We start from the raw sequence: 24,186 nt of genomic DNA on the forward strand, positions 1-24,186 counted from the left end.
TTTGATTACCTACCAATCAATTTGAGCAGAAGAGGGGAGTTCGCCAGCAAGCCATCGGCGGCGGCGTAGATCAGCAGCGCCACGGCGCTGGCAGCGAGGGTGACGAAACCGTCGAAAAAGCCCAGCTCGCGTGCCGTCGGCGTAACGCTGGCCAGCAACGCCAGGCCCACCAGTGCGCTGTTGCGCAGCAGCAGGACCGGCCGCAGCGGTTGCGCCTGGCCCGGGCCGGCACAGCCGCAGTCGATGTCGCGACGACCGCGCCAAAGGTTGATGCCGATGGCGGCGGCGTACAGCGCGATCAGCGCGCCGGCCGTCAACGCGGCATAGGCGCGGCACACCGGCACCAGCAGCGCGAAGGCAATCGCCAGTTCGATCAACGGAATCGTGCGCGCGACCGGGCGAACCAGGGCGTCGGGCAGCAGTTGATAGTCCGCCAGTTGTTTGCGAAAGCGTGCCGGCGCGCGCAACTTGTGGGTCGCGGCGCTGGCCAGCAACACCGCAATGGCGATGGCGCTGGCGATGATCAGAATCGGGTCCAAGTGCATGGTCGCACCTCGTTTAGTAGCTCATGACCTGGGTCGCGGTTTTGGCGACCTTGGCCATGCTGCCGGTGAGCGTGTTGGTCTTGAGATCGAAAATCTGCAAGCCGCCCTCGACGTCGGCGCCCAGCAGCAACGGTTTGTCGTCGCCGGTGGCTTGCATGCTCCACACCGGAACAGGCGCTTCCAGGGTGGCGACTTTCTTCCCGGTCTTGAGATCGAACGCCCAGATCAGCGGGCTCGGGTCTTCCCACTTCATCGGTTCGTGAGCGTCGTGCATCAGCACGTACAGGCGATTGAGCTTCGGCGCCACGGCCATCAGCTGCCAGCCACCCGGGGCCCAACCGGCCTTCTTTTCCTCGTCGTTGGTCAGCGACCAGCTCGGCAGGATCTTCGGTGCTTCACCGCTGAAGTCCACGGCGCGCACGGTGCCGGTGGTCGTGGTGAAGTAGTAGGTGTCGCCGACGTTGACCGCGCGCTCCACCAGTTTTTCCGCATTCGGGTCAAAGAACGGCGTGCGGCTGCGCGCGGTTTCCTGGCCCTGGTCGTTGAGCGTCACCACCTGCAGGCTGCCGTCGCCGCACAGCGAGGCGAAGCGGCGTTTGCCGATCGGATAGTTGAGCACGCAACCGGGGATCGAGATTTCGCTGGCCACGGCCTTGGCCTGGGTATCGACCACGGTGACCGAGGTCGACGGGGTGAAGTTGTAGACGTAGACGAAGCGGTCATCGCCGCTGGTCTTGAGGCCATAGCGCTGGGTCAGCGACTCGGCGCGCTTGTTCGGAATCAGCACTTCCCAGGCCGGCGACAGGGTCGAGCTGTCCCAGGCGGTCAGCACGTCGGTACGGGTACCGCGGGTACCCCGCGAGTACCAGATGTCGGCGCTGTAGAGGGTTTTCTGGTCGTGGCTCAAGGTCGAAGGTGCGGCGAAACCGGTCGGCACCATGCCGAGCACGCGTTTCTTGTCGGGATCGACCACGGTCACACGACCGGCCACGAAACTTTCGAATTCGACGTCGACAACAAAGGCCCGGTGGGCTTCCGGCGGGAAGGCCAAAACGGTCTGGCCGATGCCGGTGTCAGCGGGCAACTCCGCGCTGGCATTGTTCAAACCCAGTACCAGCAGGCTGAGACTCAGCGCTGACTGTACGGTGATCCTGGTGGCTCGCATTAGGGGGAACTCCCTGAATTATTGTTCTCGCAAATCGCGGGTGCATGGCAGATTTTTGCAGTTCGATTCTGCCTTGGCCGGGGAGAGGGGGAATTGCTGTGGCTGCCAAGAGGTTGTTTGTCTGTGCCAGTCTTGATGAGCGGGGGGATTGGCCTGGAGTTTTGGGGGCGAGCCTGCTCGCGATGGCGTCTTTCTGGGTGTACATATCCATTTTTGCGGGTGCGGCCGCTTAGGGTTCCGCCCTTACGGCGACGTTTACCTGTAGGAGCGAGCTTGCTCGCGATGGCGGCCTGTCGGGTGTACATATCCGTTGTTGCGGCAACGGCCGCTTATGGTTCCGCTCTTACAGCGGGTGACTTTGGGGCCTACGCGGCCCGGCGCAAAGTCACCAAAACGCCCGGCCCCTGACGTACGGCCCTTCGCTACGCTCCGGGTTCCCTCGCTCCGGTCCTGCTCCGTGGGCCCGCCGCCATCGGCCATCCTTGGCCGAGGGCGGCTACCGCGGCATCCATGCCGCGGTAGCCCACTACGCAGAACCTCCACTCGGCCTTCCGACGGGGCAATCTGCGGCGCCTGTGGGATCGTGGCTCTGTTGCTGTTTCTGTGGGAGCGAGCCTGCTCGCGAAGGTCGTTAACGATGACGCGGGCCGTCTGGATGCCCGCGGTGCCTGGGCTACCATCGCGAGCAAGCTCGCTCCTACAGGGGGGCGTGCTCGGCTTTTGATCTTGATCTTCTGTGGGAGCGGGCTTGCTCGCGATGGTCGTCAACGATGACGTTGACTGTCTGACACCCAGCGGTGCCTGAATCACCATCGCGAGTAAACTCGCTCCTACAGGGGGCCGTGTTCCGCTTGTGATCTTGATCCTTTGTGGGAGCGAGCCTGCTCGCGATGGTCGTGAACGATGACGCGGGTTGCCTGGGTACCTGCGGAGTCTGGGCTACCATCGCGAGCAGGCTCGCTCCCACAGGGGAAGGGTTTTGTGCTTTTGATCTTTAGCTTCTGGCCGAGAATGACCAGGCGCCATAGATTGCCCCGTCGGAAGGCCGAGTGGAGGTTCTGCGCAGTGGGCAACCCGGCATGGATGCCGGGTTAGCCGCCCTCGGCCAAGGATGGCCGATGGCGGCGGGCCCACGGAGCAGGGCCGGAGCGAGGGAACCCGGAGCGTTAGCGAAGGGCCGTACGTCAGGGGCCAAGCGTTTTGGTGACTTTGGCGCCCCAAAGTCACCCGCCGTAAGGGCGGAACCAAAAGCGGCCGTTACCGCAAAAATGGGTATGTACACCGGAAGGCCGCCATCGCGAGCAAGCTCGCTCCTACAGATTGGGGGCGATGGGGAGGGCGACGCTGAACACTGCGCCGCAAGGCTCGAGGTTCTGCGCCCAGATGTCCCCCCGGTGGCGGCCGATGATGTTTTTGCACAGGGCCAGGCCAATCCCGTTGCCGCTGACCTTGGACGAGAAGAAGCCGTCGAACAGTTTCTCCTGCGCCTCGGCCTGGATGCCGCGCCCACGGTCCTCGATGCGCAGTAGTGCCACCTCCTGTTCGCGGCTGGCCTGGATGCGCAGGACTCGGCGCTCGATGGGCAGGTCGCTCATTTCTTCGATGGCGTTGAAGGCCAGGTTGAGGATGACCTGGCCGATCAGCACCTTCTCGCAACTGACCAGCAGCGGCGTCGCGCTGGGGATGATTTCGACCTGCACCTGGCTCGGTTCGGCGCGCAGGCTGATGAAGTAGCGGGTCTCGCGCAGCAGTTCGTTGAGGTCGATCCGCTCTTCGCTCTGCTCCAGTTTCACCACGTAGTCGCGCACGCTCTTGATGATCACCGAGGCGTGCTCGATCTGCCGTACGGCGTTTTGCAGTCCCCAGCTCACGCCCTGTTCTACGGTGAGCTCCTTGCCCAGGCGAATCATTGCGCCCTCGATGAAGTTGCGGGTGGCGGCCAGCGGTTGGCTCAGTTCGTGGGCAATCGCCACGGCCATCTCGCCCATGGCGTTGTAGCGCGCCAGGTATTCGAGTTTCTGCTCGCTCAGGCGCCGTGCTTCCTCGGCGCGCACGTGTTCGGTGACGTCGCGAAACAGCAGCAGGTGGCCGACCAGGTCGTCTTCGATCTCGATGAAACGGCAGGTCGCCTGGTGCCAGCGCCATTCTCCATCGCGGCGCTGCACGTGGTACTGCACGCTGAACGGCGCATGCTCCGGGGTCTCATTGGCCAGTTGTTGCAGCAGGCGTTGGCGGGAGTCTTCGTCGCACCAGGACAGGAAGTTCTGCCCGGTCAGCGCAGGCCCTTCGCCCTGCAGCAACTGCGCGCCGGAGTCGCTGATGAAGCGGATGTCGCCCTCGGGGCTGAGCACCGCCACGCCTTCGGCCAGGTCCTGCATGAAGGCCTTGAGCCGGCTTTCGAAGCGCTTGAGGTCACGCTTGACCTTGTCCTCCCTGGAGATGTCGCGGAACTGCACCATCAGTACATCGCGGCCTTCCAGGTGCACCAGGGTCGCGACCGCCTCGGAGAGAATTTCCACCCCCTGCTTGGAGCGATAACACCACTCGATGGCGCGCTGGCCGGTGCGTGCGGCGCCTTCGAGCCAGCGCAGGCCGACCGAGCGCCGGTACTTGGGCGCATCGCGGGTCATGTCCGGGGCCTTGAGCGGCGTCAGTTCTTCCAGGGTGAAGCCCAGCGCGTCGAGGGCGGCGGTGTTGGCCCAGAGAATCTCTTTGCTGTGTGCGTCGTGAAGAATGATGCACAGCGGCATGGCTTCGATGAGGGTGAAGAAGTCGTTGGGTGTTGGCAGGTACATCGCGCAGCCCTTGCAGCCAGTGGAACCTGGGAGTGGAGAGTATGGCGCTTTATACCCGCTCGCGCGTGGGGATGCGCTCAGAAGTAACCGGGGGCGGGCTAGGGGATTTCTTTAGGCAAGTGGCTACACGCACCAATGGTTGCGGCTTGAGGCGGTTTTTACACTGGGGGCCACAAGGGTAACGGCCTGCCGCGCCCTCTGTAGGAGCGAGCTTGCTCGCGATGAGGGTGTGTCAGTCACCAGTGATGTCGACAGGCATACCGCCATCGCGAGCAAGCTCGCTCCTACAGGGGGCACGGGGCACCCAATAATAAATACAACGGAGACAAGCCATGCTGCGTTCAGCTGTCGCGGAGAAAGACCCTCTGCCAGGCGTTGATGAGAACACCGTCTTTGCGCAAGTGCTGGAAGAAGTACGCCAGCGGCGCGATGAGTTCGATGCGCTGTCCCATGTGCCACGGGACATGATCGAACGCTTCAAGCAGGTGGGCATCTACCGCGCCGCCACGCCGAAACGCTTCGGTGGCGACGCCCTGGCGCCGGCGCTGTTCCTGCGCATGATCGAGCGCATCGCCGAGGCCGACGGTTCTGCGGGCTGGGTCGCCAGTTTCGGCAGCGCCGGGGTCTACCTCGCGGCATTGCCGCCGGAAACCCTGGCTGAACTGTATGCCGACGGCCCGGACCTGGTGTTCGCCGGCGGCCTGTTCCCGCTGCAACCGGCCGAAGCGGTCGAGGGTGGTTACCAGGTCAACGGCACCTGGAAATTCGCCAGTGGCTGCAAGGGCGCCGACCTGCTCGGCGTCGGCATCGGCGCCGCCGGTGGCAAGCCGCGCACCGCGGTGCTGCGCCCGGATCAGGTGGACATCATCGAGAACTGGGACGTGGTCGGCCTCAAGGGCACCGGCAGCCATGACCTGCGCGTCACAGACAAGCGCGTCGACGAGCGCTGGACGTTCATCCGCGGCGGCGCTGCCACCATCGACGAACCGCTGTTCCGCTACCCGTCGATTGCCTACGCCGCCCAGGTGCTGGCGGTGGTCAACCTCGGCCTGGCCCGCGCCGCCCTCGACGAAGTCAGCCGCATGGCCGCCGGCAGCGGCATCACCGGTGCGCCAAAAATGGCCGACCGCGCCTACGTACGCATCGAGATCGCCAAGGCCGAAGCCAGCCTCGCCGCCGCCCGCGGCTTCTTCTACAACGCCACCGAGCAGGTGTGGAATTCGATCCTGGCAGGCTTACCGGTCACCGCCGAACAGACCAGCCTGCTGCGCCTGTCCGCCATTCACGTGTCCCAGGCCGGTGCGGCCGTGGTGCAGAGCGCCTACAGCCTGGCCGGGACCACCGCCATTTACCTGCACCATCCGCTGCAGCGTTACCTGCGCGATTCGATGGTGGTCACCCAGCACGCCTTTCTCAGTGAAGGCCTGTACGACGGCGCCGGTTCCGTGCTGCTCGGCGTATCGCCATTCCCTGGCTACATCTGAACCCTCTCTTAAAGGATCGAACCATGTCCCAGACTACCCAGGAACCGTTGCGCGTCGTTTTTTGCATCGGCATCACCCAGAACTTCTTCGACCTGCCCACCGGCGAAGGCCTGAGCGTGTGGAAAGGCTTCAGCCAGATGATGGCCTCGCTCGGCGCCATGCCCGGCATCAATGTACTCGGCGCGATGGACGATGACCGGCTGATGGTCGGCCCGTCCACCACCTCGCCCTGGACCGTGTACATCATGGCCGACGTCGACTGCCACCAGTCGGTGATCGACGCCTGCAACCTGTTCCGTACCACCCCGGTGAACGAATACAGCCTGTGGCGCTACGCCAAGGTCGAAGCGCGCATCGGTCGCCCGCTGACCATTCCCGACGCGGCCAAGGTGTAAGTCATGGACCAGGTCTTGCTCCAGCGTCTGGCGACGCTCGAAGGGGAAAGTGCGGTGCGCCGTCTGATGGCGCGCTACATGGACCTGTGCGATGTGCCCAGGGCGCCCACCCGCGTGAGCGATCTGGCGGCGCTGTTCTGCCTCGATGCGATCTGGGAAGGCGTCGGCAGCCAGACCGCGCAGACCTTCGGCCAGCATCACGGCCGGGACGCGGTGGCGGCGTTCGTTGGCGGTTACCTGCCGCCCTCGGATCATTTCCAGCTGAACCTGCATTACCTCACCAGTGAGTCGATCCAGGTCGACGGCCAGGCGGCGCAGGGGCACTGGATCATGCAGCAGATTTCCACCTACGCCGACGGGCGCAGCGAGTTGTTCGGCACGCGGCTGAACATCGACTTTCGCTGCGTCGAGGGCACCTGGCTGATCGCGCATTTTCGCACCCAGCGCCTGTTCAATCAGGAACTCAATACATGAGCACCTTCATCAGCCAATTCCTTCTCGGCGGCAACGGCAAGCGCGTGGCCATCAAGGACTCCATCGACATCGCCGGTCACCCGACCCGTTCCGGCAGCCGCGCCTTTGCCGAGGTTGCACCGGCGGCGCAGCACGCCGAAGTAGTCGAGGCGATCCTTGCGGCAGGCTGGCAGATCGTCGGCAAGACCAACCTGCACGAACTGGCCTTTGGTGTCACCGGCATCAACGACTGGACCGGCACGCCGATCAACCCGCAGGCGCCGGACCGGGTACCAGGCGGTTCTTCCAGCGGTTCGGCGGCGGCCGTAGCGGCGGGCCTGGCAGACATCGCCATCGGCACCGACACCGGTGGCTCGGTGCGCGTACCGGCGGCCTGCTGCGGCATCGCCGGGCTCAAGCCGACCTACGGCCGCGTCAGCCGTGTGGGCGCGCATCCGCTGCAATCGAGCCTCGATTGCGTCGGCCCGTTCGCCCGCACCATGGACGACCTGATCGCCGCCATGCAGGTGATCTGTCCCGGTTTCGAAACCCAGGGCGTGCCTGCTGAGGGGGCCCGGGTCGGCTTCATCGAAGTCGACTGCGACGCCCACCTGCAAGCCAGCCTCGGCGCTGCCGCTGATCGCGCAGGTTGGCACCGCAGCTCGCTGTTCCTCAGTGAATTCGAAGCGGCCTTCGCCGCCGGCCTCACGGTGATCAACTTCGAAAACTGGGCCGCGTTGGGCCACCTGACCGGCCAGGGCCTGATCGGCGCGGATGTCGAGCAGCGCCTGCTGGCCGCCAGTCGCACCACGGCGGCAGACCTGGCGCAAGCGGAAAAAGTCCGTGCGCGCTTCACCCAGCAGGTGGACGCCGCGCTGGAAAACTTCGACGTGCTGCTGTTGCCCACGCTGCCAAGCCTGCCGCCGACGCTGGTCGAGGCGCGCAGCGCGAGCAAGGCGGTGGCCGAGATGACGCCGCTGGTACGGCCTTTCAACCTGAGCGGTCACCCGGCGCTGTCGGTGCCGGTGGAACTCGATTGTGGCGGGCTGAAGGTCGGCCTGCAGATCGTCGGCCGCAAGGGTGCGGACGAACAGGTCTGCGCCTTCGGTGCGCAGTTGCAACAACGCCTGGCGGGTTAGCTCGCGCCTGAAAACAATCATAAGAACGCCATGAGGAGAACCGCATGAGCACGCATGACTACCGGCTGATCGCATCGACGAAAAGCCCCGAAGACCTGGTCCAGCCTGACCGCGTCGACGTCTCGCTGTACAACGATCCGGCGCTGTTCGAAGCCGAACTGGAAAAAATTTTCTACCGCACCTGGGTGTGGGTGGCGCACGAAAGCGAAGTGCGCAACAGCGGCGACTTCAAGACCGCCACCATCGGCCGCCGGCCGGTGATCGTGGTGCGCGACAAGAAGAACACCATCAACGTGCTGGAAAACCGTTGCCGCCACCGTGGCGCCACCGTGTGCGAAAAGCACAAGGGCAACGCCACCGGTTTCACCTGCCCCTACCACAGCTGGTCGTACGGCCTGGATGGCAAGCTGCGCGCGCTGCCTTACCCGGACGGCTATGAAGGCATCCTGGAAAAGTCCGAGCTGCCGCTGACCAGCCTGCGCGTGGAAAGCTACGCCGGCATGATCTTCGCCAGCTACAACGATGAGATCGAACCGCTGGAAGACTTCCTCGGCGGCGCCAAGCACTGGATGGACCTGTTCATGAAGCAGGGCGCCGGTTACCCGATCAAGACCCAGGGCGAACACAAGTTCAGCTTCAAGGGCAACTGGAAAATCCAGCTGGAAAACACCACTGACGGTTACCACTTCCCGATCGTGCACAAGTCGTTCATGTCGTCGGTGGATGAAGAAACCTCGGAAATGCTCTCGTTCATGACCGACGAACAGGCGGTGACCCACGCCCTGGGTAACGGCCACAGCGTCATGGTCATGGTGCCGGAACACGTCGACCTGGATCACGACGACGGCACCGAGCAATTGCAGGAACGCTTCGCCCACGTCACCGAGGAACTGTCGAAAAGCATGCCGGCGGAGCAGGTGCGCCGCATCGTGCGCTCGCTGCACGGCGCCGGGTTCAACCTCAACCTGTTCCCCAACGTGGCCATGTCGATGTCGTTCTTCCGGGTGCTGCGCCCGGTGTCGGTCACCGAAACCGAAATCCGCCACGTGGCCCTGGGCATGGACGGCGGCCCGGAAATCGCCAACCGCGAGCGCATGCGCATTCACGAGCACTTCCAGGGCCCGTTCGGCTTCGGCAGCCCCGATGACGCCGAGGCCTGGGACCGCGTGCAGCGTGGCTCCTACGCCGGCGTCGATGCGCCGATCCTGGTCAACCGTGGCCTGAACCGCGAAATCACCGCTGAAAATGGCGACAAAGTCAGCCACGCCACCGACGAAGGCGGCATGCGCGGTGCCTACGACATGTGGAAAAGGATGATGAGCCAATGAGCAAGCACGACATTTTCAATGGCGGCCCACTGGCCCAGGCCATCGAATTCATCTGGCGCGAAGCCGAACTGCTGGACCACAAGAACTACGCCGAATGGGCGACCCTGTGGAGCGAGAGCGGCAAGTACATCGTGCCGATCGACCCGGACACCGAAGACTTCGAGGCCACGCTCAACTACGCCTACGACGACGCGCGCATGCGTGACCTGCGCATCGAACGCCTGACCGCCGGCTACTCGCCGTCGGCGGTGGACGCGGCGAAAACCATCCGCACCGTCTCGCGTTTTCGCCTGGTGGAAGCGGCGGGCGACATCGTCGAAGTCAACTCGGCGCAGTTGCTCTACGCCTACAAGCGCGGCGTGCACACGCCGTTCGTGGCCGACCTCAACCACCGCATTCGCTTCACCGACGGCGTGCCAAGCCTGGAGCGCAAAGTGGTGCGCCTGATCAACTCCACCGACAGCCTGAGCGCGCTCGGCTTCCTTTTGTGAGGGCAGGGACATGTATCGAGTAGCCCTTGTCACAGGTGCCTCGCGGGGCCTGGGCGAATGCATCGCCCGGCGCCTGCATGCGGCGGGTTATCGCGTCGCCCTGGCCGACGTGCAGATCAACGGCGTGCAGCGCCTGGCCCTGGAGCTGGACAGCAGCGGCACCAGCGCCGTGGCCATCGAATTGGACGTGCGCAGCAAAGACGATTTCATCCGCGCGCGGGACCTGCTGACTGAGCGCTGGGGCGGCACCGACATCCTGGTGAACAACGCCGGGGTGTCGAAAGTCGCGGCGCTGATGGACATCACGCCGGAAGAATTCGACGAGTCGATGGCGATCAACCTGCGCGGCACCTTCGTCGCCTGCCAGGTGTTCGGCGCGCATTTTGCCGAGCGCGGCTTTGGCCGCATCGTCAACATCGCCTCGCTCGCCGGGCAGAACGGCGGCACCGCCACCGGCGCGCACTACGCGGCGGCCAAGGGCGGTGTGGCCACGCTGACCAAGGTGTTCGCCCGCGAACTGGCGCCACGCGGGGTCACGGTCAACAGCATCTCGCCGGGCCCGCTGGACTTGCCGGTGGTGCGCGAAACCGTGGCGCCGGAGCGTCTGGAGCAGATCCTCAAGATGATCCCGGCGGGCACCCTGGGCGACCCGATGTATGTCGCCGACAGCGTGCTGCTGCTGATTGCCGATCACGCCACCTCGGTGACGGGCGCGTGTCTGGACATCAATGGTGGTTTGTTCATGCGTTGATCGAAACACCCCCATCCCCTTTGTGTGGGAGCGAGCCTGCTCGCGATGCGGTGTATCAATCACCGTTGATGTCGACTGGCATACCGCATCGCGAGCAGGCTCGCTCCCACAGGAATCAGGCATTCCACCCGGGGGCGGGCATTCCAACAAAAACAACATGATTCAGGTGATGCAATGATGAAGGTGAAGATCGAAAGGATCGTCGACGAAGCGCTGGATATCCGTTCCTTTCGCCTCGTGCGCAGTGACGGCCAGCCGCTCGACACCTATGAGCCGGGTGCCCACGTCGACCTGACCGGGCCGACCGGGGTGACCCGTCAGTATTCGCTGTGCAGCCCGCCCCAGGACCGCCGTGCGTACCTGGTGGCGGTAAAGAAAGAGGCGCAGTCCCGTGGCGGTTCGGCGGCGTTGCACGAAGTGCAGGAGGGCACCGAGCTGGAAATGGGCGCGCCGCGCAACCTGTTCCGCCTCGACGCCGAGGCGAGCGAGCATGTGCTGTGCGCCGCCGGCATCGGCGTCACGCCGCTGCTGAGCATGGCCTATCGGCTGGCAGAGACCGGCCAGCCGTGGCGTCTGCACTATTTCGCCCGTTCGCCGCAGTACGCCGCGTTTTCCGCGCTGCTGGCCGAGACGTTCGCCGGGCATGTGCAGTTTCACTACGGCGTCGAACCGGCGGACATGGACGCCGTGCTGACGCAATGCCTTGAGCAGGCCGGCAGCGCTGCCCATGTGTATACCTGCGGCCCGGCGCCGTTCATGAACAAGGTGGTGGAAGTGGCCTCGCGCAGCCGTGGTGATGAGGCCATCCACCTGGAGCACTTCCAGGCCGACCCGGCCGCGAACGCCGGCCCCAGCGGCGGTTTCGAAGTCGAGCTGGCCAGTTCCGGCGTGGTCCTGCAGGTGCCGGCCAATACCTCGCTGGTGGACGTGTTGCAGGCCCATGGCTGCGACATCGACACCGAATGCCGTGAAGGCATCTGCGGCACCTGCGTCGTCGAGGTGCTCGACGGCGTGCCGGAGCACCGCGACAACTGCCTGTCGAACAAGGAAAAGGCTTCCAACAAGCAGATCTGCGCCTGCGTGTCCCGTGCGCTTTCCGCTCGTCTGGTATTGGACATCTGATTCACGGCAGGACTGGAAAGGCAGCGCAGGAGCCTGTTGAATAACGCCCCTGGACTGTCGAAGGAGGCGACGGCCAGGGTTGTGACATTTACGAACCGCTCGACGAAGCGGTCGAAAAATAACAATAAAAGACGTGAGGCTTTGCAGTGATGATGACTTCTTCGGCGGTTCGCAACGAGGCGTTCGAAAGCTGGTTGAACCAGGTCAACCAGGCGTGCGGGCGTTTCGATGCCCGGGCCCTGGACACGGATTTCTATGGCGAGCTGGCGGAGTATCGCAGCGGCGCGATCAATCTGAGTGTCGTCGACATGGCGCACGTGCACCTGTATCGCACCAGCAGGGACGTCAGCGTCAGCAGTGACGGGCATTACTACGCGGTGTTCCAGATGCGCGGCAGTTCGCAGCTGGAGCAGGGCGGCAATCGCGCCCGGCTGGGCACCGGCGACATCGCCCTGATTGATGCCAGTCGTCCCAGCGACATGACCTATCACGAGGATTCCCGGCAGTTGTCGCTGATCCTGCCGCGCCAGGTGGTCGAGCGCGGTTCGCACTTCAACGCGGTCAACTGCGCCACGCGCATCGGTGCCAGTTCGCCCCTGGCGACCATGGCCAACAAGCTGGTGCTCGACACCCGCCAGCAGGAAGGCCTGGACATGCAGGAAAGCGAGGCGGTGCTCGATGCGCTGGTCAGCCTGCTGCTGCCGGGCATCAGCGCCCGCGACAACAGTGGCGACGCCCATGAGCGACAGTTCCGCAAGATCATCGCCTACATCGACGACCACCTGGGTACCGAAGAGCTGTGCCCGGAGATGATCGCCCGGGAAGTCGGCATCTCCGTGCGCGGGCTGTACCGGATGTTCTCCAAGCGCGGCCTGGTGGTGGCGCAATACATCAAGCACCGGCGCCTGGACTTCTGCGCCGAAAACCTGCGCCGCGCGGACGTCGAGCAGAAGCTGTCGGCGCTGTGTTATGCCTGGGGGTTCTCGGATTCGAGTTACTTCTCGTCGGCGTTCAAGTCACGCTTTGGCGTATCACCGGGGGCTTATCGCAAGCGGTATAGCCAGGTTTGATACTGTCACCATTCCTGTAGGAGCGAGCTTGCTCGCGATGGCGGCGTGTCAGTCGATATCAATGGCGCCTGACACACCGCATCGCGAGCAAGCTCGCTCCTACAGGAGGTGTGTCGTGCACAAATCCGGTGTGGGAGCGAGCCTGCTCGCGATAGGCCGAACGGCCGACCTCAATGCCGCACCGGCTCCTCCGCCGGTAAATGCAACACCTCGCGCACCAGCATGGCGATGCTGGTGACACCCATCTTTTCCTTGATCTTGGTCCGGTGCACATCAACGGTCTTCACGCTGATGTTCAGCTCGCGGGCGATGACCTTGCTCGCCTTGCCGTCGATCACCAGCATCAGCACCTCGCGTTCGCGCCCGGTCAGCAGGGCCAGTTTGCTTTGCAGGTGCTGGCGCTGCTCCTGGTCGGCCTGGGCGTGCACGGCGGTCTTCAGCGCGGCCTGGATGCGGTCGATCATCTGTTGCGGGTTGTAGGGCTTCTCGACGAAGTCCAGGGCGCCGTTCTTCATCGCTGTCACCGACATCGGGATGTCGCCATGGGCCGAGACGAAGATCGTCGGCAGGCTGCTGCCGCGCTGGTTGAGGATTTCCTGGAGCTGGAAGCCACTGGTTTCCGGCATGCGCACGTCCAGCACCAGGCACGCCGGCTGCCGTGGGTCGTACTGGTTGAGGAACTCTTCGGCACCGGCAAAACATTGCGCCTGCACGCTGACCGACTCCAGGAGCCAGGCCAGTGAAGTGCGCAAATCCTTGTCGTCGTCGACGATATAAACAATCGGTTTGCGTGTTTCCATCAGGGTTGCCACGAATTTCTAATTATTGTTTTCGCACGCGTGCACGCAGCGGCGGTTGGCGTTCATTGACGCCTGCACGCAGCATAACCACTGCCGCGGGCCCTGACGATAAAGAAACCACCTAGGCGACTAGCGGAAAGCCCACCTCGGCATGGGGATCGCGAGAATGGTTGCACGCCGCGCCGGGCCTTAGTCTTGTAGCTAATCCAACGGGCCGCGCAATGACGGCCCCGCACAAGAAAAGGGGCACCGACATGGCCAACCTGAGCCAGCAGCAAATCGACTTTCGCAATGCCATGGCGCAGTTGCCGGCGGCGGTGAACATCATCACCACCAACGGCCCTGGCGGCCGCTGCGGGATCACTGCCAGCGCGGTGTGCTCGGTGACCGATTCGCCGCCCACCGTGCTGGTGTGCGTCAACCGCAACAGCGCCACCCACGATGTGTTCCGCACCAACGGCCAGCTGTGCGTCAACGTGCTGTGCGGCGAACAGGAAGGACTGGCCCGCCACTTCGCCGGCATGACCCAGGCGACCATGGCCGAACGCTTCGCCTGGGACCTGTGGGACGACGGCGACACCGGCGTGCCGGTGCTGCGCGACGCGCTGGTGCAGCTGGAAGGGCGGATCAGCGAGTGCAAGGAGGTTGGGTCGCATTCGGTGATGTTCGTCGAGTTGTCCAACATCGGCGTGCGCGGGGCGGGTGACAGCCTGGTGTATTTCAACCGCCTGTTTCACCGGTTGGAGCATGCAGGGGTAGCTTGCTGAACGTAATTAACCTGTAGGAGCGAGCTTGCTCGCGATGGTGGTCAACGATAACGCGGGCTGTCTGGATGCCCGCGGTGCCTGGGCTTCCATCGCGAGCAAGCTCGCTCCTACAGGGTAATGTGGTGGATTGATCGTTCCCACGCAGAGCGTGGGAACGATCAACAGGGGGCGGTCGCTCGGTCACCGAGTCTGTTGCAGGTACTCCCGCGCCAACCGGCAGGCGCGTTCGATCAGCATCGGCGCCATTTCGATTGCGGTGGGCGTGCCCTGGCGGGTGTGAATCCAGCCCAGGTAGGTGGTGCCACGCAGCATCAGAAACAGCGCCAGGGTCTGGCGGTCCGTGTCGGTCAGCGGCTTGACCGCATGATACCCGGCCAGCAGCGCCGCCTGGATCTGCTCGAAGCGCGGATCATCCAGGCAGAAGTACAGGGCCGTGGCCAGTTCGAACATGTGCCAGCCGAAACCGGCATCGTCGAAGTCGATCAAGCGCAACTGCGGACCCTCGATCAGCAGGTTCTCCGGCACCAGGTCGGCGTGGATCATGCCGAAGTTGTCCAGATGCCGGCCATAGCGGCGCAGGTCATGGCGCGCCGCACGGCGGGCGTCCTGCAGCAGCTGGCGCTGTTCGTCGCTGAGCTGTTCCAGCTCCCAGAAACGCCCCCAGAACGGCTGGTTGCCGATCAGGCCTTCTTCGTCCCAGGCATGCCGGACGAACTCGTCCGGTTGCTGCCACTGCGCCGCGTGCAGGTGAATGCGCGCGGCAATGGCGCCGGCTTCGGCGTAGAGAAAGTCGATCTCGGTACCGGCCTGTACGCCGTTTTCCGAGGTGCCTGCCGTCGCACCGGGCAGCCAGGCGAGCATGTCGACCTGGCGCGGTTCGCCAATGTCGGCATGGGCGACTTCCACCAGATGCCGCTCGCCGCGTGCACGGATGATCTGCGGCACGGTGATGCCAGCCTGCGCCAGCGCCTCCATCCATTGCAGTTCGGAGCGCAGCGCCGCCTCGCAGTGATAGCCGTGGCGATGGATGCGCAGGGCGACGCGCTGGCCGTCCTCGCGGTGGGCAGAGAACACCGCGTTCTCGCGAAACTTCACCAGTTGCACATCGCCAAAGGTGCCGTCCCATTGCTCCAGGGCATGGCGGGCGAAGTCGTGCAGGCGGGCGACCTGTTGGTCGTGGTTCAAGCTATGGAATTCACTCATGGCAGGGCCTCAAAGCGCGCTCAGGGCGCTGTCCAGGGTGTCGACGAACAGGTCGGCGTGCTCGCGGCTGAACACCAGCGGCGGACGCAACTTGAGAATGTTGTCGCCGGCGCCGATCTTGCTGATCAGTACGCCGTGCTCGCGCATGTGGTTGACCACCCGGCGCGCCTCCGGCCCGGCGGGTTCCTTGCTGGCGTGGTCGCGCACCAGTTCCATGGCGAAGAACAGGCCCTTGCCGCGCACGTCGCCGATGATCGAATGCTTTCCAGCCAGGGTTTGCAGGCGCTGTTGCACGTAGGCGCCGACGGTCATAGCGTTGTCCAGCAACTGCTGTTGCTCGATCACATCCAGCACCGCCATGCCGACCGCTGCTGCCACCGGCGAGCCGCCGAAGGTGTTGAAGTACATCGCGCTGCGCCCGAACGACTCGACCAGTGCCTTACTGGTGACCAGCCCGGCGAGGGGGTAGCCGTTGCCCATCGGTTTGCCGAGGGTGACGATGTCCGGCACCACGCCGTGGGCCTGATGCCCCCACAGGTGCTCGCCGGTGCGGCCGAAGCCCGACTGCACCTCGTCGGCGATGAACAGGCCACCGGCCGCGCGAATCAGCTCGGCGGCCTTGTTGACGAACCCGGCCGGCACCCGTGGCAGGCCTTCGTTGGCGAACAGCGTGTCGATCAGCAGCGCCGCCGGGCGGATGCCCTGGGCCTGCATAGAGGCGATTGCGGCCTTGATGTTGGCGGCGTATTCCTCCAGTTGCTGCGCTTCGCTGACCCCCGCCGGCGCTCGATAGCGGCAGGGGATCGGCACCGCCCGGGCGTGGGTGGCGAATGGCTCGGGCGACGGCAGCGCGGTGGTGACTTCGGCCAGCGACGCCGAGTTGCCGTGGTAGTTGTAGTCACTGACGATGATCCCGGTGCCACCGCTGGCGAACCGCGCCAGGCGCAGCGCCAGTTCGTTGGCCTCGCTGCCGGTGCAGGTGAACATCACCGTGTCCAGCGCTGCGGCGAAGGTCGCGGTCAGGCGCTCGGCGTAGCGCACCACCTGCTCGTCGAGGTAGCGGGTGTGGATGTTCAGGGTGCTGGCCTGGCGGTGCATGGCCTCGACCACGTGCGGGTTGCAGTGGCCGACGCAGGGCACGTTGTTGTACACGTCCAGGTAGCGCCGGCCATCGACGTCGTACAGCCAGACGCCTTCGCCGCGCACCAGGTGCAGGGGCTTGTCGTAGAACAGCGGCGAGGCGCTGCCGAGCACGCGGTGGCGGCGTTGCAGCAGGGTGTCTTCAGGCATGGTCGGGTACCTCGATGTCGGTGGCGCTGTGCGCACGAGCGCGCAGCAGGTAGTTGAAAATGCACAGGACGAAGGTCACGCCCAGGGCGATCAGCATCATCAGGTCGAGCTGGAAGCAGGCGGCGATCACCACCAGCGTCAGGGCCAGGCCCAGCCAGGCAATCAAGGTGCCGCCGACCAGACGGAACGGGCGCGCCAGATGCGGCTGGCTGCGCTTGATCCGCAGGTAGGCGGCGAAAATCAGCAGGTAGCAGACGTTGAGCAGCAGCACCACGGCGAGCATCACCGTGGCCGGGTCGACGGTGGACAGCGGCAGGCCGATGGCGCCGATCAGCAGCAGGGCCGGGTAGGGCGTACCGCGCTTGCCGGTCTTGCCCAGCCACTGCGGGAACAGGCCATCGCGGGCCATGGCGAACAACTGCCGGGAGGCGGCGTAGACCAGCGAGAAGAACGTGGCGATCAAGCCGAACACCGCGCCGCAGCCGATTACCTTGGCCAGCCACGAGCCGTCGCCGTAGGCATTGGTGCGGGTCATGGCGGCGTACAGCGGATCACCCGCCGAGCCCACCGCTTCGACGCCACCGGCGCCCGGTGCGCAGACCAGCACCACCAGCGCCGTCACCAGCAGGGTAGCGACCGCCGCGAGAATCCCCCGTGGCATGTTGCGCCCCGGGTTGCTGGCCTCCTCGGCAGCCGAGCCGGTTTGCTCGACGGTGATGAACAGCCAGATGGCGAAGGGTACGCAGGCGAAGATCCCGCCCAGGCTCAGGGCCGGGGTGCTGGTCGCCGCCGGCATCGCCAGCAGGCTGGCCAGCTCGACATGCGGCGCCATGGCCACGCCGAAGGTCAGCAGGGCCGCGACGGCGATGACTCCGGCGATCATGGTCAGGCCCATGGCTTCACCGACGCCACGGATGTGGATGCCGATGATCACCGCGAACAGCGCGCCTTTGACCGCCCAGCCGCCGAGGCCGAACATCGACTCGGTGTAGGCGCAGATGAAGGTCGCCGCCGCGCCAGTGCCGATGGTCAGTGCCAGGGCACAGGCGACGCCGACCAGGTAACCCACGAACGGCCCGAACGCGCTCTGCGCATAGACGAACACGCCGCCGGCACTGGGCAGCGCCGTCGACAGCTCGGCCACGCACAACGCCAGGCCACCGCACAACAGGGCCATCAACAAGGTGGCGACCAGCATGTTCAGCCAGCCGCCGGCCATCAGTCCGAAATTCCAGCCGGAAAACTGCCCGGCCACCACCAACGCAATACCCAGGCCAGCGATCTTTGGCCAGCCCAACGCACTTTTCTTAAGCACAGCAGTCTCCCGCGACCCGAAGGCCGTTTTATTGTTTTTGGGGTTTTTGGAAGGGATTGGCCTTGATACTACGCGGGGCGGGGGGAAGGGCTTGTTTGTGGGTGTGCCAGGTGGTTGGTTGTGGGTGCCAGATTGGGGACCGCGTTATCGTTCATCGCGAGCAGGCTCGCTCCCACAGGGATCTGTGCCATTCACAAATCCTCATGTGGGAGCGAGCCTGCTCGCGATAGCGATACATCAGGCACCGCAAATGTCAGATCCGAAAACTCCCCACCAACTCACGCAACCGCCCCGCCTCACGCTCAAGCTCGGTGCACGCGCGCAAGGTCGATTGCAGGTTTTCCAGCCCACGCTGGTTGAGGCTGTTGATCTCGGTGATGTCGACATTCAACGCCTCCACCACCGAAGTCTGCTCTTCGGTGGCGGCGGCAACCGACTGGTTGACGTTGTCGATCTCGCCGATGCGTTGGGTCACGCTGCCCAGGCGGGTGCCGGCGAGGTTGGCGATGGTGACGCTTTCCTCGCTGTGCTGCTGGCTCTCGGTCATGGTGCTGACCGACTCGCGCGCGCCCACCTGCAAGGCCTCGATCATCTGCTGGATCTGCGCCGCCGACGTCTGCGTGCGGCCGGCCAGGCTGCGCACCTCATCGGCGACCACGGCAAAGCCGCGGCCGGCTTCCCCGGCACGCGCCGCTTCGATCGCGGCGTTGAGCGCCAGCAGGTTGGTCTGCTGGGAGATGCCCTTGATCACTTCGAGGATCTGGCCGATGTCCACGGTCTTGGTGTTCAGCACTTCGATGTTGGCGCAGGAGGTGCTGATTTTCGCCGACAGTGCATTCATTACCTCGATGGTGCGTTCCACCACCTGGCGCCCGTCCTCGGCCTGCTGCCGGGCGGCGGAGGCTTGCTGCGAAGCGTCGCTGGCGTTATGGGCGATTTCCTGGGCAGCGGCGCCCAGTTGGTTGATGGCGGCGGCGACGCTGTTGGTGCGGGTCGATTGTTCATCGACATCGCTGAGCGACGAGTTGGACGCCAGCAGCACGCGCTTGGCCCCTTCATTGACCCCCAGCGCCGCCGAAGACACCTCGCGGATGGAGTGATGAATGCGCTCGACGAAGCGGTTGAACGCGGTGGCCAGTTGACCGATTTCGTCGCGTGACTGCACCGACAGGCGCCGGGTCAGGTCGCCTTCGCCCAGGGAAATGTCTTCCATGACCCGCGTCAGCACTTGCAGCGGCCGGGTGATGCGATAGGCCGCGTACCAGATCAGCACCAGCCCGAGCAGGGCCGCGCCGCCGCCGAGCAGCAGCGACAGCGCGGTGCTCTGCACGCCCCGTGCATCCAGGTCCTGTTGCAGACGGGTGACCGGCGCCAGCAGCACGTCCTGCGGCACGCCGACCAGCACGCCCCATGGGGCCGAACCGGCAATCGGGGTCAGCGGTTCGAGCACTTCGATCTGTTGCCGGTCGGCGAACACCTGCGGCTGGCCCTGGTGCAAGGCGGCCAGGACGGGCGCGTTGTCGAGCGGCTGGCCGAGCTGGCTGACATCCTGGCTGTTGGCGGAAATCACCCCGCGTGGGCTGACGATGCTGATCCGGCCGCGGCCGTCGAACAACTTGCCGGCGCTGGCTTCGCTGTTTTGTTGCAGGGCGGCGAGGTTGATGTCCAGGCCGACCACGGCGATGACGCGGCCGTTGTCCAGCAGCGGAAAGGCGATGCTGGTCACCAGTTTGCGGCTGCCGGACGCCTCGTCGAAGTAGGGCTCCAGCACGCAGGCCTGGCGGCTGTCCCGGGCACAGGTGTAGAAGGCGTTGTAGGGCGCGCCGCTGGGGCCGGGTTCGGTGTTGGCCAGCAGGCCTTCGTCGCCGATCACCGCCTGCAATTCACCCGGTTTGCTTTGCACCCAGTACAACGAGAAACGGCCTTTTTCGTTGCTGCCCAGTTCCGCCTGGTCGGCGAAACCGGCGTCGGCACCGTCCAGGGCGTCAGGCTCGAAAATGACATAAAGCCCGAGCAGGTCGGGCTTGTCTTTCAGGGCCTGGTTGAGCTGGGTGTTGAGCTCCTGGCGCAGTTGCTGGCGGGTCAAGGTGCCCTGGTGCTGCAGTTGCCGCAGGTACAACAGATAACGTGACAGGCCCTGGCCGAATTCGTGGGTCTGGATGAAGGTGCGCTGCACATGCATCGCCTGCACCTTGCCCAGTGCCTGCATGTGTTCGCGGGCGGCGTCGGCGAGCATGTCACTGCTGGCCTGGGCCACTTGCTGGCTGCTCTGGTGGCTCTGGTACAGCGACAGGCCCATCAGCAAACCCACCACCAGCAGCAGGCAAAGGCCGGCGAGCAGGGCGATCTTGCTCTGGATCGTGAGGAATTTGTTGTGCATTGGAAAAGCCTTTTTCCTGGAAACGAACCCTGTCCCCTATCCCCCTGTAGGAGCGAGCTTGCTCGCGATGGAATGTCAGACACCGCTGGGCTTCAGACAGCCAGCGTCATCGTTGACGACCATCGCGAGCAAGCTCGCTCCTACAGAAAGCAGAGAGCAGAAAGCAGGGAAGATCAGAAGGTGGTGGCAAAAATCAGCTGGCTATACAGGTTCTTGTCGTTGTTGCCCAACTGGGTGCCACCCTGGTCGGCGCTCTTGTCCGGCTGGAACAGGCCCACCAGCGGCATGATGCTCAGGTGGTCGTTGACGTGCCATTCGGCGTACAGGTCCACTTCGTGGCCATCGGTATTGCCGAGGTTGCGGTCGATGGTGTCGAAGTTGAAGTACATCGCGCCGACATTGAGGTTTTCCAGGGGCGAGACGGTGAACTTGACCTGCTGGATGCGCGAGTTGCTGTTGAACGGGCCGGCGTAGTTGCCCGCCACTTCACCCTGGAACCAGGTGCCGAAACCACGGCTGAAACCGTAGAACAGCGTGTCGTAGTTTTCCGAGAAGCGGCTGTAGCGGTAGCCGACATACGGCGACCAGGCCACGTCGGAGAAGGTCCAGCCGGCTTCCAGGTACCAGGCGTCTTCAGTGCCGGTGTGCGGTTTGTCCTGCTTGGCGTATTCACCGGAGAGGAACAGGTCCTTGACCCCGGCGTTACCGGTGGCGCGCAGGCTGTAGGTCTTCATGCCGTCGCGTTCGAGCTGGATCGGCGAGGCGTATTGCTCGTCGATGTCGGTGGTGTCGATGTACGTCAGGCCGACGGTGGCGGCTTCGGACACGTGCTCCAGGGTGCCGACGTACATTTCGGTCATGGCCTGGGCGTGGTTGTTGGACTTGAGGTACATCACGTCGCCGCGCCAGCCTTCCTTGCCGCCGATGCGCAGCACGGCGGTTTCATCGAACGCCTTGCGCGCGGCCAGCCAGTAGGCGCCGCCACGGTTGAACTCGCCGTCGGCCAGGCCCTTGCCCATGTTCAGGGCGTCGCCGTCGATCAGGAAGCCATCGCCGACCACGATGTTCTGGCGACCGAAGGACAGGTCGATGCCGTCTTCGCCGAGCACGTCGAACAGTTTGCCCGAACGCCAGCCGAGGTAGGCGTCTTCGAACTTGGTGGTGCGCTCGGAACCGTCGCTGAAGCCTGCGGCATCGCCGTCACCCCAGGTGCCGGAGCTGAGCAGGTTCGCCGCGCCATAGGCAGTGCCCGCGCCAGCCAGGCCCTTGTCGAAGCTCAGGCCGTACTTGATGTAGCCCTCGCGCCACGACGAAGAACCTTCATTGAGGCGGCCGGACAGCGCGTAGTTTTCCTGGCTGTGGAACACGCCGAACACGGCTTCCAGCGTGGCGTTCAGGTGGCTGTCATCATCGGCGTAGAGTTCGTAGGCGCCGGCATGGCCAGCACTGATCATCAGCGCAAGGGTGGAGAGACGAAGCAAGGGCGACTTGAGCATGGTGTGGCATCCGTTCTTGTTCTTGAGCGCAGGTTTGCGGTCTTTTTCGATACTAAGTCGCGGAACTTTTCCAGCCTTTTGTGTGGTTGCCAAAGAGTTGGCTGTGCTTGCCAAACTTGCCGTTTTGGCAGCCCCGGCAAAGCAACTGGCACGCAGCACAAATCCCGCACCGCGCTGACCACCGACAATCGCTGTCAACCCTGCCGATGCCCATTGCGTCGGCGCTTCCGTGTTGGCGCTCGCCTGACGAGCGCGGTTTTTCAAGGTCGCTTTCCTATGTTCACCTCGCTGCGTCTGTCTTTTATCGGTCTGCTCTCGTTCACCGTGGCGCACACCGCGCTGGCCGCCGAGTGCAGCCCCGACCAGGGCCGTGGCGCCCAGGTCTTCGCCAATGAGTGCGGGGTGTGCCACTCGGTCACCCAGGGCGCGACCGGGATGATGGGGCCGAACCTGGCCGGGGTGGTGGGGCGCAAGTCGGGGTCGCTGGCAGGCTTCAACTATTCCCAGGCCATGCGCACCAAGGACGTGACCTGGCAGGCCGAGAACATCGCGCAACTGATCACCCAGCCCCAGGCCTATGTGCCGGGAACCTACATGCCTTACATGGGCCTGGCCTCGGCGGACGATCGCCAGGCGGTCACGTGTTTCCTCAAAGAACAACACTGATCAGCCGGTTCCAGGCTGACATTTGAATGAAAGGTGATTTATGAGCAACGTTGAAATCCTGCCGCAGGTTGCTGCATTCCTGGCCCGTCGCCACGGCTGCTTCATCGATGGCCAGTGGGTGTTCGCCGAAGGGCAGAGCATTGCCGTGGTCAACCCGGCCACCGGGCAAACCCTGTGCGAGACCATGGATGCACCGCTGGAAGTGGTTGAGCAGGCCGTGCAGTCGTCGCACCAGGCGTTCAAGACGGGCGTCTGGTCGGGCCTGCGCCCGGCGGATCGCGAGCGCATCCTGCTCAACTTCACCCGCCTGGTGGAAGAGCACGCCGAGGAACTGGCGCAACTGGAAACCCTGAGCCAGGGCAAGTCGATCAACATGGCCCGCGCCCTGGATGTCAACGCCACGGTCGAGTTCATGCGCTACATGTCCGGCTGGGCGACCAAGATCGAAGGGCAGACCTTCGACGTGTCGATCCCGCTGCCACCCGGCGCCAAGTTCACCGCGTTCACCAAGCGTGAACCGGTCGGTGTGGTCGTCGGGATCGTGCCGTGGAACTTCCCGCTGCTGATCGCCGCGTGGAAGTTGATGCCCGCACTGGCCACCGGTTGCACGGTGATCATCAAGCCGGCCATGGAAACCCCGCTGACCGCCATGCGCCTGGCCGAACTGGCCCTGGAAGCGGGTATTCCGGCCGGTGTGTTCAACGTGGTCACCGGTGGCGGCGCCTCGGTAGGTGGCGTGCTGACCGCGCACCCGCTGGTAAGCAAGGTGTCGTTCACCGGCTCCACCGCCGTGGGCAAGAGCGTCGGTGTGGCGTGCATGGCCAACATGACCCGGTTCTCCCTGGAACTGGGCGGCAAGAACCCGATGATCGTGCTGGCCGATGCCGACATCGAGAAAGCGGTGCAGGGCGCGATTCTCGGCGGACTGTTGAACAACGGCCAGGTGTGCGCCGCCGCCTCGCGCTTCTACGTGCACCGTTCGATCCACGACCAGTTCGTCGAAGCCCTGGCGGCCGCGGTCTCGGCCATGCCGATCGGCGCCGGCATGAACTGCGAGGCGGCGATCAACCCGCTGGTCTCGCGCAAGCAGCAGCAGGCCGTGCTCAAGCACATCGAACTGGCTCGCCAGGAAGGTGCGCGCGTGGTGGCCGGTGGCGAGCTGCTGGACGGCGACGGTTTCTTCGTCCAGCCGACCATCCTGGCCGACATCGACCACGGCATGACCGTGGCCCGCGAAGAGGTGTTCGGTCCGGTGCTGGGCGTGATGCCGTTCGATGACGAAGACGCGGTGATCGCCCTGGCCAACGACAACCGCTACGGCCTGGCGGCCAGCCTGTGGACCAACGACCTGGGCAAGGCGATGAACCTGGTGCCGCGCATCGAGGCCGGCACCGTGTGGGTCAACGCCCACGTGTTGCTCGACCCGGCGATGCCGTTTGGCGGGGTCAAGCAGTCAGGCATGGGGCGCGAGTTCGGCCGTGCGGTGATCGAGGCTTACACCGAGCTGAAATCGGTGTGCATCGCCCACTGA

The 24,186-nt window shown here is 64.6% G+C and carries 21 protein-coding genes; 12 read left to right on the plus strand and 9 right to left on the minus strand.

Features of this window, described 5'->3' with window-relative positions; all coding sequences use genetic code 11:
• Positions 1-5: 5 nt before the first annotated feature.
• The 3 genes from ABVN20_RS03595 to ABVN20_RS03605 all read right to left on the minus strand — a co-directional run bounded on the left by ABVN20_RS03595 (position 6) and on the right by ABVN20_RS03605 (position 4,505).
• Positions 6-545: a MauE/DoxX family redox-associated membrane protein gene (locus ABVN20_RS03595; RefSeq protein ID WP_368554119.1), complete on the minus strand. Its 540-nt coding sequence runs from the start codon at positions 543-545 to the stop codon at positions 6-8.
• 13 nt (positions 546-558) lie between these two features.
• A complete protein-coding gene (locus ABVN20_RS03600; RefSeq protein WP_368554120.1) occupies positions 559-1,710 on the minus strand; it encodes an amine dehydrogenase large subunit in 1,152 nt (383 codons plus the stop codon).
• Positions 1,711-3,023: 1,313 nt separating this feature from the next.
• The gene (locus ABVN20_RS03605) at positions 3,024-4,505 is read right to left on the minus strand and encodes a PAS domain S-box protein (RefSeq protein WP_368554121.1); all 1,482 of its coding nucleotides are present in this window, start codon (positions 4,503-4,505) and stop codon (positions 3,024-3,026) included.
• A 332-nt stretch (positions 4,506-4,837) separates the two neighbouring features.
• Between ABVN20_RS03605 and ABVN20_RS03610 the strand changes: the two genes are divergently transcribed.
• From ABVN20_RS03610 to feaR, 9 genes are all read left to right on the plus strand, one after another.
• Positions 4,838-5,989, plus strand: coding sequence for an acyl-CoA dehydrogenase family protein (locus ABVN20_RS03610; protein ID WP_368554122.1), 1,152 nt, complete (start codon positions 4,838-4,840; stop codon positions 5,987-5,989).
• 23 nt (positions 5,990-6,012) lie between these two features.
• Complete coding sequence (locus ABVN20_RS03615) at positions 6,013-6,384, plus strand: hypothetical protein (RefSeq protein ID WP_368554123.1); 372 nt, start codon at positions 6,013-6,015, stop codon at positions 6,382-6,384.
• Positions 6,385-6,387: 3 nt separating this feature from the next.
• Positions 6,388-6,858, plus strand: coding sequence for a nuclear transport factor 2 family protein (locus ABVN20_RS03620; RefSeq protein ID WP_368554124.1), 471 nt, complete (start codon positions 6,388-6,390; stop codon positions 6,856-6,858).
• A complete protein-coding gene (locus ABVN20_RS03625; protein WP_368554125.1) occupies positions 6,855-7,976 on the plus strand; it encodes an amidase in 1,122 nt (373 codons plus the stop codon). The genes ABVN20_RS03620 and ABVN20_RS03625 overlap by 4 nt, the downstream gene beginning before the upstream one ends.
• A gap of 44 nt (positions 7,977-8,020) precedes the next feature.
• Positions 8,021-9,304, plus strand: a complete 1,284-nt coding sequence (locus ABVN20_RS03630; RefSeq protein WP_368554126.1) for a Rieske 2Fe-2S domain-containing protein — start codon at positions 8,021-8,023, stop codon at positions 9,302-9,304.
• Entirely contained in the window at positions 9,301-9,795 is a 495-nt protein-coding gene (locus tag ABVN20_RS03635; protein WP_368554127.1) for an aromatic-ring-hydroxylating dioxygenase subunit beta, read from the plus strand. Before ABVN20_RS03630 ends, ABVN20_RS03635 begins: the two co-directional genes overlap by 4 nt.
• Before the next feature lie 10 nt (positions 9,796-9,805).
• Complete coding sequence (locus ABVN20_RS03640) at positions 9,806-10,546, plus strand: SDR family NAD(P)-dependent oxidoreductase (protein ID WP_368554128.1); 741 nt, start codon at positions 9,806-9,808, stop codon at positions 10,544-10,546.
• A 174-nt stretch (positions 10,547-10,720) separates the two neighbouring features.
• Positions 10,721-11,668 (plus strand): 2Fe-2S iron-sulfur cluster-binding protein, encoded by a 948-nt coding sequence (locus ABVN20_RS03645; protein ID WP_368554129.1) that lies wholly within the window; start codon positions 10,721-10,723, stop codon positions 11,666-11,668.
• Positions 11,669-11,817: 149 nt separating this feature from the next.
• A complete protein-coding gene (feaR, locus tag ABVN20_RS03650; protein WP_368554130.1) occupies positions 11,818-12,738 on the plus strand; it encodes a transcriptional regulator FeaR in 921 nt (306 codons plus the stop codon).
• Positions 12,739-12,908: 170 nt separating this feature from the next.
• Here the strand turns inward: feaR and ABVN20_RS03655 are convergent, their stop codons facing one another.
• Complete coding sequence (locus ABVN20_RS03655; RefSeq protein ID WP_368554131.1) at positions 12,909-13,538, minus strand: response regulator transcription factor; 630 nt, start codon at positions 13,536-13,538, stop codon at positions 12,909-12,911.
• Between the two features lie 254 nt (positions 13,539-13,792).
• Between ABVN20_RS03655 and hpaC the strand changes: the two genes are divergently transcribed.
• Positions 13,793-14,305 carry a 4-hydroxyphenylacetate 3-monooxygenase, reductase component gene (gene hpaC, locus ABVN20_RS03660; RefSeq protein WP_368554558.1) on the plus strand — a complete coding sequence of 171 codons (513 nt, stop codon included), beginning with the start codon at positions 13,793-13,795 and terminating at the stop codon, positions 14,303-14,305.
• A 180-nt stretch (positions 14,306-14,485) separates the two neighbouring features.
• On the opposite strand, the gene ABVN20_RS03665 is transcribed toward hpaC, so the two are convergent.
• The 5 genes from ABVN20_RS03665 to ABVN20_RS03685 form a co-directional block, all read right to left on the minus strand.
• Entirely contained in the window at positions 14,486-15,508 is a 1,023-nt protein-coding gene (locus ABVN20_RS03665) for a phosphotransferase enzyme family protein (protein WP_368554132.1), read from the minus strand.
• A gap of 9 nt (positions 15,509-15,517) precedes the next feature.
• Positions 15,518-16,798: an aspartate aminotransferase family protein gene (locus tag ABVN20_RS03670; protein ID WP_368554133.1), complete on the minus strand. Its 1,281-nt coding sequence runs from the start codon at positions 16,796-16,798 to the stop codon at positions 15,518-15,520.
• Positions 16,791-18,113: an amino acid permease gene (locus ABVN20_RS03675; RefSeq protein WP_368554134.1), complete on the minus strand. Its 1,323-nt coding sequence runs from the start codon at positions 18,111-18,113 to the stop codon at positions 16,791-16,793. Before ABVN20_RS03675 ends, ABVN20_RS03670 begins: the two co-directional genes overlap by 8 nt.
• A 253-nt stretch (positions 18,114-18,366) precedes the next feature.
• Positions 18,367-20,493 carry a methyl-accepting chemotaxis protein gene (locus ABVN20_RS03680; protein ID WP_368554135.1) on the minus strand — a complete coding sequence of 709 codons (2,127 nt, stop codon included), beginning with the start codon at positions 20,491-20,493 and terminating at the stop codon, positions 18,367-18,369.
• Between the two features lie 173 nt (positions 20,494-20,666).
• Positions 20,667-21,989 (minus strand): hypothetical protein, encoded by a 1,323-nt coding sequence (locus tag ABVN20_RS03685; protein WP_368554136.1) that lies wholly within the window; start codon positions 21,987-21,989, stop codon positions 20,667-20,669.
• Between the two features lie 276 nt (positions 21,990-22,265).
• Here ABVN20_RS03685 and ABVN20_RS03690 point away from each other — a divergent pair, with 276 nt between their 5' ends.
• On the plus strand, positions 22,266-22,655 hold the full coding sequence (locus tag ABVN20_RS03690) for a cytochrome c family protein (protein WP_368554137.1): 390 nt from the start codon (positions 22,266-22,268) through the stop codon (positions 22,653-22,655).
• 40 nt (positions 22,656-22,695) lie between these two features.
• Entirely contained in the window at positions 22,696-24,186 is a 1,491-nt protein-coding gene (locus ABVN20_RS03695; RefSeq protein ID WP_368554138.1) for an aldehyde dehydrogenase family protein, read from the plus strand.

It is taken from the genome of Pseudomonas sp. MYb118, assembly GCF_040947875.1.
GTDB lineage: Bacteria > Pseudomonadota > Gammaproteobacteria > Pseudomonadales > Pseudomonadaceae > Aquipseudomonas.

Coding starts and splice junctions, on each gene's coding strand:
- ABVN20_RS03595 (WP_368554119.1), bottom strand. CDS start 545: ATGCACTTGGACCCGATTCTGATCATCGCCAGCGCCATCGCCATTGCG.
- ABVN20_RS03600 (WP_368554120.1), bottom strand. CDS start 1,710: ATGCGAGCCACCAGGATCACCGTACAGTCAGCGCTGAGTCTCAGCCTG.
- ABVN20_RS03605 (WP_368554121.1), bottom strand. CDS start 4,505: ATGTACCTGCCAACACCCAACGACTTCTTCACCCTCATCGAAGCCATG.
- ABVN20_RS03610 (WP_368554122.1), top strand. CDS start 4,838: ATGCTGCGTTCAGCTGTCGCGGAGAAAGACCCTCTGCCAGGCGTTGAT.
- ABVN20_RS03615 (WP_368554123.1), top strand. CDS start 6,013: ATGTCCCAGACTACCCAGGAACCGTTGCGCGTCGTTTTTTGCATCGGC.
- ABVN20_RS03620 (WP_368554124.1), top strand. CDS start 6,388: ATGGACCAGGTCTTGCTCCAGCGTCTGGCGACGCTCGAAGGGGAAAGT.
- ABVN20_RS03625 (WP_368554125.1), top strand. CDS start 6,855: ATGAGCACCTTCATCAGCCAATTCCTTCTCGGCGGCAACGGCAAGCGC.
- ABVN20_RS03630 (WP_368554126.1), top strand. CDS start 8,021: ATGAGCACGCATGACTACCGGCTGATCGCATCGACGAAAAGCCCCGAA.
- ABVN20_RS03635 (WP_368554127.1), top strand. CDS start 9,301: ATGAGCAAGCACGACATTTTCAATGGCGGCCCACTGGCCCAGGCCATC.
- ABVN20_RS03640 (WP_368554128.1), top strand. CDS start 9,806: ATGTATCGAGTAGCCCTTGTCACAGGTGCCTCGCGGGGCCTGGGCGAA.
- ABVN20_RS03645 (WP_368554129.1), top strand. CDS start 10,721: ATGATGAAGGTGAAGATCGAAAGGATCGTCGACGAAGCGCTGGATATC.
- feaR (WP_368554130.1), top strand. CDS start 11,818: ATGATGACTTCTTCGGCGGTTCGCAACGAGGCGTTCGAAAGCTGGTTG.
- ABVN20_RS03655 (WP_368554131.1), bottom strand. CDS start 13,538: ATGGAAACACGCAAACCGATTGTTTATATCGTCGACGACGACAAGGAT.
- hpaC (WP_368554558.1), top strand. CDS start 13,793: ATGGCCAACCTGAGCCAGCAGCAAATCGACTTTCGCAATGCCATGGCG.
- ABVN20_RS03665 (WP_368554132.1), bottom strand. CDS start 15,508: ATGAGTGAATTCCATAGCTTGAACCACGACCAACAGGTCGCCCGCCTG.
- ABVN20_RS03670 (WP_368554133.1), bottom strand. CDS start 16,798: ATGCCTGAAGACACCCTGCTGCAACGCCGCCACCGCGTGCTCGGCAGC.
- ABVN20_RS03680 (WP_368554135.1), bottom strand. CDS start 20,493: ATGCACAACAAATTCCTCACGATCCAGAGCAAGATCGCCCTGCTCGCC.
- ABVN20_RS03685 (WP_368554136.1), bottom strand. CDS start 21,989: ATGCTCAAGTCGCCCTTGCTTCGTCTCTCCACCCTTGCGCTGATGATC.
- ABVN20_RS03690 (WP_368554137.1), top strand. CDS start 22,266: ATGTTCACCTCGCTGCGTCTGTCTTTTATCGGTCTGCTCTCGTTCACC.
- ABVN20_RS03695 (WP_368554138.1), top strand. CDS start 22,696: ATGAGCAACGTTGAAATCCTGCCGCAGGTTGCTGCATTCCTGGCCCGT.